The 11432-nt window shown below is 68.3% G+C and carries 9 protein-coding genes; 5 read left to right on the top strand and 4 right to left on the bottom strand.

What is annotated here, in order from left to right:
- Window positions 1-40: 40 nt before the first annotated feature.
- From pstA to pstS, 3 genes are all read right to left on the bottom strand, one after another.
- Window positions 41-940 carry a phosphate ABC transporter permease PstA gene (gene pstA / locus AC3B5T_RS01780; protein ID WP_035716889.1) on the bottom strand — a complete coding sequence of 300 codons (900 nt, stop codon included), beginning with the start codon at window positions 938-940 and terminating at the stop codon, window positions 41-43.
- A 2-nt stretch (window positions 941-942) separates the two neighbouring features.
- Window positions 943-1971, bottom strand: a complete 1029-nt coding sequence (pstC, locus tag AC3B5T_RS01785; protein ID WP_010840605.1) for a phosphate ABC transporter permease subunit PstC — start codon at window positions 1969-1971, stop codon at window positions 943-945.
- Between the two features lie 141 nt (window positions 1972-2112).
- Window positions 2113-3189: a phosphate ABC transporter substrate-binding protein PstS gene (gene pstS / locus AC3B5T_RS01790; RefSeq protein ID WP_010840606.1), complete on the bottom strand. Its 1077-nt coding sequence runs from the start codon at window positions 3187-3189 to the stop codon at window positions 2113-2115.
- Between the two features lie 232 nt (window positions 3190-3421).
- Here pstS and AC3B5T_RS01795 point away from each other — a divergent pair, with 232 nt between their 5' ends.
- The 5 genes from AC3B5T_RS01795 (at window position 3422) to AC3B5T_RS01815 (ending at window position 10086) form a co-directional block, all read left to right on the top strand.
- Complete coding sequence (locus AC3B5T_RS01795; protein ID WP_488358162.1) at window positions 3422-4723, top strand: hypothetical protein; 1302 nt, start codon at window positions 3422-3424, stop codon at window positions 4721-4723.
- Window positions 4724-4788: 65 nt separating this feature from the next.
- A complete protein-coding gene (locus tag AC3B5T_RS01800; protein ID WP_055474368.1) occupies window positions 4789-5784 on the top strand; it encodes a glycosyltransferase family 2 protein in 996 nt (331 codons plus the stop codon).
- 26 nt (window positions 5785-5810) lie between these two features.
- The gene (locus tag AC3B5T_RS01805; protein ID WP_055474531.1) at window positions 5811-6590 is read left to right on the top strand and encodes a glycoside hydrolase family 16 protein; all 780 of its coding nucleotides are present in this window, start codon (window positions 5811-5813) and stop codon (window positions 6588-6590) included.
- Window positions 6587-7921 carry a glycosyltransferase family 2 protein gene (locus tag AC3B5T_RS01810; RefSeq protein ID WP_084817169.1) on the top strand — a complete coding sequence of 445 codons (1335 nt, stop codon included), beginning with the start codon at window positions 6587-6589 and terminating at the stop codon, window positions 7919-7921. The genes AC3B5T_RS01805 and AC3B5T_RS01810 overlap by 4 nt, the downstream gene beginning before the upstream one ends.
- Window positions 7918-10086 carry a hypothetical protein gene (locus tag AC3B5T_RS01815; protein WP_055474369.1) on the top strand — a complete coding sequence of 723 codons (2169 nt, stop codon included), beginning with the start codon at window positions 7918-7920 and terminating at the stop codon, window positions 10084-10086. Before AC3B5T_RS01810 ends, AC3B5T_RS01815 begins: the two co-directional genes overlap by 4 nt.
- A gap of 275 nt (window positions 10087-10361) precedes the next feature.
- Here AC3B5T_RS01815 and AC3B5T_RS01820 read toward each other — a convergent pair whose 3' ends face one another.
- Window positions 10362-11207, bottom strand: coding sequence for a glycosyltransferase family 2 protein (locus AC3B5T_RS01820; protein ID WP_010840612.1), 846 nt, complete (start codon window positions 11205-11207; stop codon window positions 10362-10364).
- Between the last annotated feature and the right edge of the window lie 225 nt (window positions 11208-11432).

Below are 11432 nucleotides of genomic sequence, written 5' to 3' on the forward strand. Positions count from 1 at the left end.
GGTCCGTTCTGGAAAAAGATGACCCGAGATGGGTGGGAGGTCAGGAGGTCTTGGGGGCGAAGAGCTTCGACACCGCCTTGGCACCGAAGTAGACGATGGCGACGAGGATCACCAGCGTCAGCGCCGCACCCCACACCTGGTCGAAGGCGCCCGGCCCGTTGTTGTACTGCTGCACCATCATCAGCGGCAGCGACTGCTGGTTGCCCTCGAACGGGTTGAAGTTCATCGCTCGCGTGGCGCCGACGAGGATCAGCACCGGTGCCGATTCACCCATCACCCGGGCGATCGCGAGCATGACGCCGGTGACGATGCCCGACAGTGCCGTCGGCAGGACGACCTTCACGATGGTCTTCCACTTGGGGATGCCCAACGCGTACGACGCCTCCCGCAGGTCCTGCGGCACGATCTTCAGCATCTCCTCGGTGGCGCGGACCACCAGCGGAACCATCAGGAGCACCAGCGCGATGGCCACCACGAATCCCGAGCGGGGCAGGCCGAGTGTGGTGCGCCATACCGCGTAGACGAACAGCGCGGCGACGATCGAGGGCACGCCGGAGAGGATGTCGACCATGAAGGTGGTGACGCGTGCCAGGAGCGATTTCTTGGTCGCGTACTCAACCAGGTAGATGGCGACGAAGATGCCCAGGGGAATGGAGATGACGGCGGCGAGCGCGGTCTGCATCAGGGTGCCGACGATCGCGTTGGCCGCACCGCCCTTCCGCTCGGCCTGGGTCCACCAGTCGATGTCGAGGATGGTCTCGATACCCCGCGACAGCAGGGTGAAGACCAGCCAGAGGAGCGGGACGAGTGCCACCAGGAGGGCGGCGACGACGGCGACACGCACGGTGGCGTCGGTGAAACGCCGGCGCCCGGACATCGGGGTGAAGCCCGACGGCTTCTTGACCGGGTCGGCCGCGGAAGTTGTCGTTGTCACAGACATGGTCACTTCTTTCCGGCGACGACCGCGCGGGCGGCGGCGTTGACGATGAAGGTCAGGACGAACAGGGTCAGGCCGGCCGAGATGTAGGCGCCGGTCTTCGCCGGGGAGTCGAACTCGGCCGCGTTGTTGGCGATCTTCGTGGCGAAGGTCTCGCCGCTCTCCATCAGGTTGAAGTTCATCGGCCCGACGGTCGAGATGATGAGCAGCAGCGCCATCGTCTCGCCGAGCGCGCGGCCCAGGCCGAGCATCGACCCGGAGATGTAACCGGAGAACCCGAATGGCAGCACCGCGACCTTGACGACCTCGAACTTGGTGGCGCCCAGCGCGAGCGCCGCCTCACGATGACCCTTCGGGGTCTGCATGAAGACCTCGCGGGTCACCGCGGTGATGATCGGCAGGATCATGACGGCGAGCACGATTCCCGCGGTCAGCAGCGTTCCGCCGGTGCTCATGTTGGCGACCTGGGTGGGCTGCTGGAAGAAGGGCAGGAAGCCGAGGTTCGCGACCAGCCACTCGTTCACCGGCACCAGCGCCGGGCCGAGCACGAGGATGCCCCAGAGGCCGTAGACGATCGAGGGCACAGCGGCCAGGAGGTCGACGGTGTAGGTGATCGGGCCGACGAATCGCTTGGGCGCGTATTCGGTCAGGAAGATCGAGATACCGAGTGCGACGGGCATCGCGATCAGCAACGCGATCACCGACACGACCACCGTCGCATAGAAGAGCTGCGGGATGCCGAAGGCGAGCTGATCTCCACTGGTGATCCACTGACCGGTGTAGGTGAAGAAGTTCTCCTCGTTCTTCGCCAGCGACGGGATCGCCTGTGCGAGAAGGAAGAGCGCGATCAGCGCGATGACGAGGGAGACCACGAACCCCGACCCGACGGCCAGATTCCGGAACACCTTGTCGGCGACCCGGTGATGCGCGGCTGCGTGCAGTTTGGATTCCGGTTGGTCTGGCGATGACCCGGGGGCGTTCGATTCACCGGTGTCCGGCGGAATCGCGCCACCCTCTTTGCTCAGCGAGGTCATGCGTCCTTCTTGTGATTCGGCTCTGGTCATTGGGGCACTTCCCGCCGTCTCGTGGACACGCGAAATGTCGTGTCAGTGTGTCAACCACGTGCGCGGGGCCGCAACCGAAGCGGCCCCGCGCACGCGATCAGATGGGGTTGATCAGGCGTTCCCGGACCCACCGGACAGCGAATCGATGGTTCCCTGCAGCTTGGCCTTGAAGGCGTCGGGGACCGGCACGTAGCCGATCTCCTCGAGGCCGGCCTGGCCGTCGTTGAGGATTCCGGTGAAGGCGTCCTTCAAGGTCTGGCTGGTGGCCTCGTCCTCGTAGCCCGCGGAGCAGACGATCGAGTACGGGGTGAGCAGCAGCGGGTACGCACCCGGAGCCTTGGAGGCGAACAGCGCGTCGGTGTCGACGACGAGGTCCTTGCTGGCCGGGTCCTTGAAGGCCAGCGACTCGAGGGCGGTACCGGCGCTCTCGGCGTTCAGCGCGACCGGGCCGGCACCGAAGTCGACCTGCGCCACTCCGAGGTCGTTCTCGGTGGCGAAGCCCCACTCGACGTAGGTGATCGATCCGGGGGTCTTCTTCACGGTGTCGCCGACGCCGGTGGACTTCGAGGCACCCGAGCCGACGCCCTTGGGAGCGAATTCCTTGCTGTGCTCGTACGGCCAGTCGGCGGGAGCCGAGTTCTCGAGGAAGCGCTGGAAGTTGTCGGTGGTACCGGAGCTGTCCGAGCGGTACACCGGGACGATGTCGCTGGCGGGCAGCTGCACGCCCGGGTTCAGTGCGGCCACGGCCGGGTCGTTCCACTTGGTGATCTTGCCGTTGAAGATCTTCGCGATGACGCTCGGGTTGAGCTTGAGGTCGTCGACACCTTCGAGGTTGTAGGCGACCGCGACGGGACCGACGACCAGCGGCAGGTGCCACGGGGCGTTGCCGTTGCAGCGCGCGGTGGCCTCGGTGACCTCGTCGGCCTTGAGGGCGGAGTCCGACCCGGCGAAGTCGACGTCACCCGCGATGAACTTCTTGATGCCGTCACCGGAGCCGCTGCCGGTGTAGTCGAGCACGATGTCACTGTTGTCGGTCAGGACCTGGCTGAAGTGCTCCATGGCCTTCTGCTGCGCGGTGGAACCCTCGCCGCTGACCGTCTGTTCGCTTCCCCCACCGCACGCCGTCACGAGAGTCAGTGCCGCGATCGCCGACACCGACGCCAGGGCGCCGTTCCGATTGATTTTCACCGCTGGTGTTGCCTTTCCGTTCGCGTTCTCCGCCCCGACTGGCGTCGGGTCCGGAGTGTCCGAATGGAAAGCTATGGGGGCGTGGTGGACTGATCCCCTACAAAAGATGAACTGCGGGTGAACTGGCCAAGGCAGACGGGGTGAGAACAACTTCGGGGCGAGCGTACGTGATCTGCGTAACCCGACATTCGGGACTTAGGCAAGCCTTGCTATAGTTTCCCGGATCGCACTCATGGCCACGCCCTCACCCACCCCGGCTTCGACCCCCCGGCACGTCGACCCACCGGCATCCCGACCCGGCACGCTTTCGCGTTTCCGCTGCGCGGCGATCGACCTGCTGCACGGACACAACCGGGCGGCACTGGTGATCGGCCCGCTCGACCTCCCGTCCCGCGCGGTGGCCGCCGACCGGATCGTGCGCCTCGCGCGGGTGGGGCCGCACACCCGCGTCGGCCTCCTTCCCTCGCCCCATCGACGCGAGTGGGTCTTCGACCCCGACGCCGCCGCCGACTCGGTCGTCGACGCGTCACCGCCGGCGCCCGGCACAGACCCGGCCCGCCTGTTCGATGTTCTGTACTCGTTGCCCCACCGGCCGTTGCGGATCGTGCTGGCCGGCGACCACCTCGCCCTGGACTACGACCACGGACTCGGCGACCTCACCCTGCTGAATCTCATCGTCGACGTCATCGTGGGCGCGGTCGACCCGTCGACGCTGCCGCGCCGGGGACCTGTTCTCCCCCCGCTGCTGGTCGCGTCTGCGATCACGGTGGCCGACCCGCGCCGCGCCGTCTCGCTGCTGCGCTTCCAGCGGCACCGCGAACCCGTCGAGCCGCCTCGCACCCGACGCCCGGTTCCGCCACGACGGCCGGTCTCCGCGAACGTCCACATCGCGGCCCCCGCGGTGGACGCGATCCGGGCCGGGCGGACGTCGTCCATGCCGGGAACGGGGCTGTTCGCCATCTACACGGTTGCCCTGGTCGCGGCGCTGACCGAGGCGGGCGTCCGGCTCGACCCGATGGTCACGTTGCCCTTCGACGCCCGCACATACCTGCCATCCGCGATGCGGACCTACGGCAATTTCTCTGCCGGGCTGAGCTTCCCCGTAGACGAGGCCACCTCGGCTGCCGCGCTGCAGCGCGCGATGACCGCGTCGGCCCGGATGGGACGGCCGACCGCCAATCTGGCACTCGCCACGATCAAGACCCTGTGCCGTCCACGCGACGACCGCGGCTCGGCGTCGCCGGCCCAGCACGTCCCGGCCGACGGTCGGGTCCGTGCCGAACTGCTCCACTCGAGTGTCGGCCACCTGCCCGGACACGAACGCGGCTGGCAATGGTCCGACCCCGCCCGCGCCGCGGTCATCGGGGTGGCCACGCCGCCGTCGGCAACCGGGATCACGGTCACGACCGGTTTCGTGGGCGGCGCGGTCTCGATGACCGCGGCGTTCCGCGACGACGTCTTCGACCCGGCGCGCATTCGCGCGGCGATGGACGCCGTCGCCGGGCACGCCGTACGGATCGTCGGGGTGTCCTGACGTCCATCACTCCCCCGGTCACACCGCGAACCACATCTGATCCCGAGCTACCGAAGGCCGAAACCGTGCTGTCCTCCCATCCTGTCGATCCACTGGCCGACCAGGCGACCCCCGTTCCGGGTGCCCCCGACCCCGACGCCCCGGTCCGCCCCTATCCGACCCTGTCGGTGGTCGTCTGCTGTTACACCGAACGCAGGCGCCGGCTGCTCGACATCGCGATCGCCGAGATCCGGGCACAGCTCGGCCCCGGTGACGAACTCGTCCTCGTCGTCGATCACAACGAGACCCTGTGGGCCGACCTCGCGGCCGCACATCCCGACGCGGTCGTGTGCGCGAACGAGGGATCCCGCGGGCTCTCCGACGCGCGCAACTCCGGCACCGCCGCCGCCCGCGGTGACATCGTCGTCTTCATCGACGACGACGCGTGCCCGGCACCGGGGGCACTCGCGGCCGTTCGGGCCCGATGCGCGGACGCCGACATCGTGGCGGTGGGCGGAGCCGTTGTGGCGCAGTGGGATTCGCCCGCGCCCCGGTGGTTTCCCGAAGAATTCGGATGGGTGATCGGTTGCGACTACCGAGGACTGCCCGGCGACGGCTCGGCCATCCGCAACCCGATCGGCGCCGCGATGGCGGTCCGCCGGGACGCACTGACCGACATCGGCGGATTCTCGACGCGGCTCGGCCGGCGCGGCACGATGCCCGCCGGATGCGAGGAAACCCTCATGGGCATCGACCTGCGTCGTCGCGATCCTTCCTCGAAGATCTTGCGCGACACCACTTTCGAGGTCACACATGCGGTGACCGACGACCGCGCCCGGTTCGTCTACTTTGCCCGTAGGTGCTACCAAGAGGGACGCTCCAAGGCGATTCTGTCCGAATTGGCCGGCACCGGCGATGCCCTGTCGAGCGAGCGGAGATACACCACCCGGGTGCTGCCCTCCGGGGTCTGGCGTCATCGCCGGACCCCGAGTCGTGTCGGCGCGCTCGTCATGGGCTTCGTGTTCACCTGCGCCGGATACGTTTCCGGCCTCGTCCGCCGCGACCGTGGTGTGTCCCGATGATGGGGCCCGGACGGCTGCTGGCGTCGATGGGCGCGGTGGTGGCGACGGCGGTGTCGGCGTGTTCGGCACCGACCGTCCTGGCCGAACCCGACAACGGGCCCGAGGTCATCTTCGTCGACGAGTTCGACGGCCCCGCGCGTGCACCGGACGACCCCTGGCAGATGATGACCGGCGGCGGGGGCTGGGGCAACGACGAAGCGCAGGTGTACACCGACTCGCCAGCCAACGCCCGGATCGACGGCGAGGGACATCTGGCCATCACCGCGCGACGGGGACCCGACGGTTACACCTCGGCCAGGTTGTCCACGAAGGACCGGTTGTCGGTCACCTACGGCCGGGTCAGTGCCCGCATCGCCGTGCCCGCCGGCACCGGCCTACACCCCGCGTTCTGGATGCTCGGCGACGACATCGACGAGGTCGGCTGGCCCGCGGCCGGGGAGATCGACATCATCGAGACACTCAACCAGGCACCCGAGTACCACACCGGCGTCCACGTCCCGCAGGCATCATCCGAACGGGGACAGAACATCTCGAGGTCGGGCGTGCCCGCCCAGCCACTGACCTCGACCTTCCGTACCTACTGGGTGAACAAGCTCCCGGGCCGGATCGAGAGCGGGATCGACGACCAACGGCTGTTCGTCGTCGAGCCCGGGGATCTGGCACCGGACTCGCGGTGGGTACTCGATCAGCCCTTCCACCTACTTCTCAACCTCGCCGTCGGGGGCAACTGGCCCGGACCGACCGACGACACGACACCTGCGGAGAACACCATGCTCGTCGACTGGGTCCGGGTGACCGCACCGTGACAACCGACTACGCCCACGACGCGGCGGATGCCACCGCCGAGCCGGACCCCGTCCCACTCGATCCCGCGATGCCGCTCGAGGGCGCCCCCGAATGGCCGGGCGCCACCTGGGTAGGGATGCTCGATGTCGCCGAGATCACCGGCGACGACCGGGATCCCGATTCGGTATCCGACGGAATGGTCACGTGCGCCCCACTCGACGCCGCCGGTTATAGGCGAGCCCGGGTTCTCCTCCGGCACGGGTCCGCGCCCATCCGGTTCGTCGACGCGCCGATCGTCGACGGCCTGGTGCGTGTCCCGGTCGCACCGTACGCTCTGCCGGACTTGCCATCTCGTGCCACACTGCCGCCGATCAGCGTCGTCGTCTGCACGCATGAGCGGCCGGGCATGCTGGCCGATGCACTGTCCTCGTTGCAACGACTCGACTATCCCGACTACGAGGTGGTCGTCGTCGACAACGCACCCCGCACCGACGGCACGCGACGCGTGGTGGACACGCTCGACGATCCGCGGTTCCGGCTCGTGACCGAGCCGGTGGCCGGACTGTCCAACGCGCGCAACGCCGGTCTGCTCGCCGCCGCTCACGACCTCGTGGCCTACACCGACGACGACGTCGTCGCCGACGCCGGGTGGCTGCTCGGCCTGGCCCAGGGTTTCGGCCGGTCACCGGAGATCGCGTGTGTGTGCGGAATGGTGCCGAGCGGGGAATTGCGGACGCGGTCCCAGATCTACTTCGACTGGCGGGTGTCCTGGGCGGATTCCATGCGGGCACGGGTCTTCTCGCTCGCCGACCCACCGTCGGATCTCCCGTTGTTCCCCTTCCAGATCGGCGTCTACGGCACCGGTGCGAACTTCGCGATCCGCCGGGACGTCGCCCTGGCGCTGGGCGGATTCGACGAGGCGCTCGGGGCCGGGACACGAACGCGGGGAGGCGAGGACATCGACATGTTCTTCCGCATCCTGACGGCCGGCCATGCGCTGGCCAACGAGCCGGATTCGATCATCTGGCACCGGCATCGCAGCACCGACGAGGATCTCCTGGAACAGTCACGGGGCTACGGGCTCGGGCTCGGTGCATGGCTGACGAAGGTCGCCACCGAGCGGCATCATCTCGCGCTCGCGCTGCGCGTACTCCGGCGCCGGTCGCGAGCCGTCGCGAGAGCCGGTGCCGCCTACGGCGCGATCACCAGGCCACCGGAGGGGATAGCCGACGGCGTTGCGGCGCAGGCAGGCCGGCGTGAGGTGCTGTCGGTCGTCGGCGGGCCCGTCGCTCTTGCACGCGAACGGCTTCGCGGCCGGCGCGCCAGGCCTCTGGCGAAGGCGCGGTCGTGACGGCCGCCGCGGAGGCCGCGCCGTCACCTCCCACCGACGCCGACGCTCGGGCCGGGATCTCCCCGGCATCGGCCGGACCGTCGGGGTCCGTCGCGGTCCTGAGCCTCGTCGCCGCGATCGCCGGACTCGTCGGCGCCCTGCCCCTGCCGTCGGTGCCGAGCGCACTGCTGGTGGGCTTCTTCGTTCTCTGTGGACCCGGTGCCGCCGTGTGCACCTGGGTGACACTCCCGCGGCGCACCGTGCTCGCCGCGGTACCGACGCTCGGCATGGCGCTGACCACCCTCGTCACCATCGCCGCGCTCTGGTCGTCGTGGTGGCATCCGACCACACTCCTCGTGGCCGGCAGTGCGGCGGTCCTGGCATCCGGCATCGTCCACCGTCGGCGAACGCACACCCCGGCACCCGACGTCCGGGAGCTGCGGAGTCGACTCACATCCCGCGGACTCACCGCGGTCCGCAGTCCGGCGCTGCGCTCCACCGGCTTTCGCGTGTCGGTCGCCTTGTGCGTTGCGGCGCTGACCTGCTGGGCAGTGGCCGTGCCGACGCTGCCCAGCGTCGACGCGAGCTACTACGGCCTGTTGTTCTCCGGCAGCGGACGTCTACTCATCCCGGCGACGGTGCTGACGGCGGCCGCAGCCGTCGTCGCGATCGCCACCCGCAGCAGCTCCGGACTGGTCGTCACCATCGGCACCGCGATCGTCGTCAGCCGCGTGACCACCTGGCTCGGTACCGAGATGCCGCTCTACGACTGGACCTACAAGCACCTCGCGGTCGTCGACTACATCCAGGACACGGGCACGCTCACCCCGGGCGGCACCGACATCTACGCCCAGTGGCCCGCCTTCTTCGCGGTCGCCGCATGGTTCTGCGACGCCACCGGGCTCGATCCGATGGTCCTGGCGCATCTCTTCGCCACGGTCGTCCACATCCTGCTCGCGGTCGTCGTCTATGCCACCGCCCGCACGTTGTCGATGAGCCGTGTCGTCGCACTGACCGCGGCCCTCATCGTCGAGACGGTCAACTGGGTCGGCCAGGACTACTTCGCGCCCCAGGCGTGGGCACTTGTCCTGGCCTACGGTGCGATCGCCCTTCTGCTGGCGTCCCGGCGTGCCCCGCGAGCCGCAGTCCTGGCGATCATCCCGTTCGCGGCGATCGTGCCGAGTCATCAGCTGACACCGTTCTGGGTTCTGGGTGCGGCCGTCGTACTGGTGGTCCTGCGCCGGGTCCGGCCGTGGTGGGCGGTGGCCATCATGCTCGGCATCGCCGGTGCCTATCTCCTGGCCAATCTCGAAGCCGTCGCGCCGTACGGCATCCTCTCGGGGGGTAACCCGATCGACAACGCGGCCACCAACTTCACGATGGCCGGTGTCCCCGCGAAGGAGACGACGTCGACGGTGTGCCGCGCCCTGTCGGCGGGCGTCGTGGTGGCGGCGGGGATCTGCGCGCTGATCGGCTGGCGCCGCCGACGCGCACACTGGCTCACCCTGGCCGTTCTCGCCTTCTCCGCCCTCGCCCTGCTGCTGGGACAGAGTTACGGCGGCGAGGCGATCTTCCGCGTGTATCTCTATGGGCTACTCGGGTGCGCGCTGCTCATCGCGCCCACCCTCGTGTGGTTGCTCACCGGCTTCGCACGCGGCGGCCGCGCCCGGTTGCGCGCCGCCGGTGCCGCGATCCTGGTCTGTGCGGCGACTCTCGCCGGGATGTACTCCTACGTCGCGCTGTGGCCGGTGATCGTCGAGACGCGCGCGCAGTACGAGGCTATCGACGCCATCACCGAGACCGCCGAGCCCGGAACCCGGTTCATCACACTGCATCCGGCGGGCATGCCCACCCGGACGAACGGCAACTACGCCCCGATGACGCTGGCGAACCCCTACTTCGACTACCCGCTCAGTTTCGACCTCGCGGGCGACCGGATGACGTTCCCCAGTCCCGAACAACTCGGCGACCTCTTCTGGAAGGTCGACCAGTCCGACAAGCCGACCTACGTCACCTTCACCGAGCAGTCTCGTCGGATCTCCGAGTACTACGGCACCTACCGCCCCGGTGCGGCAGCGGAGCTCGAGGCGGCCCTGCGGGTCGCACCCGGGTGGCGGTTGGTCCACGAGGACGGCGACACCGCGATCTTCGTCTTCGAACCGAAGCCCGCCGCCTCTGCTCCCTGATCCGAAAGAACGACCTGCTTCCTGCTCCCTGATCCGAAAGAACGACCTGCTTCCTGCTCCCTGAGGTGCGAGGAGCGCAAGCGACGAGCCACGAAGGGTCCGGACAAACACCCACGCGACCGATGAACTTCAACTCGACTGATGGACTTCGATCGAAGTCCATCAGTCGAGTTGAGGTTCATCGGTAGAGCGCGAGACGCCGGCGACCACACGGTCGCCGGCGTTCTTGTCACGCGAGCCGTCCAGCGGTGCGGCCGAACGTCTTTCGATGCTGCTCAGCGAACGGCTGAGGCTTTCGCGTCGCGATGGAGACGACGCTCGAGGCCGATCGTCCGGAGCACGCGCATACCGTCGGTCAGGGCGTTGAGGTTGCTGCGTCCGTGGATTCGCTTGGACTCCCGGCTGCCGACCTCCCGGATCGTCAAGCCGCTGCGCGCCATCCGCACGTTGATGATCGTCTCGATCTCGAATCCGTCGCCCCACTGGGGTTCGTCGAAGTCGGTGAGCGGAAGGTCGAGGACGTCCAGGTGCCGACGCCAGAATGCGTTGTAGCCGTAGCAGAGATCGGCGAACGAGGTGGCGAAGATCCGGTTCACGAGCCAGTTGAGCCCCTTGTTGCCGACGCGGCGGAAGGCGGTGATGTCATCGCTGTGTCCACCCAGGGAGAAGCGGCTGCCCTTGGCGAGGTCCGAGCCGGCCACGAGCGCTCCGACGAAGTCGGGGATCTCGGCGGGATCGGTGGACCCGTCGGCATCGATCATGACGATGATGTCGCCGGTCGCCACCTCGAACCCGCAGGCGAGCGCGTTTCCCTTCCCGGAACGGGTCTGCGAGACGATCGTCGCGTCGGGCCACAACGACCGCGCGACGTCCACCGTTCCGTCGACCGACGCACCGTCGACGACGACGATCTGATCCACGGGCGGCATCCGCTCGGCAACATACGGCAGGTTGAGCGCTTCGTTCCGGGTCGGGATCACCACGGTGACAGTCGGTTTCGCCGTCTCCACGATCCCGGCCTCGGAGACGCCCAGTTCGTTCTCGAACTCCGTCAAATCGTCGAGCACCGCCGGATCGGCACTCCCCGTGCCATTCCCAGCGTCGATCAAGTCGGTCACCATTCCTCCAGAGCATTCGCATCATCGATAAGCCATGAAGCGCCCCCCACGACGCTCAGCGAGAAGAAGCATAACCAGTAAGGTTAGGCTTCTCTTACTTTGTGATCAGCTTCATACGAACCGCCCAAAACGGACTCGCAGACGTGCACGGGGTCCTCGCCTTCCGCACTCCCCGCCGGTCAGGGCGCCGTCGACCCGAAAAGGGCTCCGGCACCACCGAATGGAAGC

Source organism: Gordonia sp. G4, assembly GCF_057770005.1.

Bases quoted from the DNA above. Each gene is read 5' to 3' on its own strand.
- pstA (WP_035716889.1), bottom strand. From the start codon at position 940: ATGTCTGTGACAACGACAACTTCCGCGGCCGACCCGGTCAAGAAGCCG.
- pstC (WP_010840605.1), bottom strand. From the start codon at position 1,971: ATGACCTCGCTGAGCAAAGAGGGTGGCGCGATTCCGCCGGACACCGGT.
- AC3B5T_RS01795 (WP_488358162.1), top strand. From the start codon at position 3,422: ATGGCCACGCCCTCACCCACCCCGGCTTCGACCCCCCGGCACGTCGAC.
- AC3B5T_RS01805 (WP_055474531.1), top strand. From the start codon at position 5,811: ATGGGCGCGGTGGTGGCGACGGCGGTGTCGGCGTGTTCGGCACCGACC.
- AC3B5T_RS01820 (WP_010840612.1), bottom strand. From the start codon at position 11,207: ATGGTGACCGACTTGATCGACGCTGGGAATGGCACGGGGAGTGCCGAT.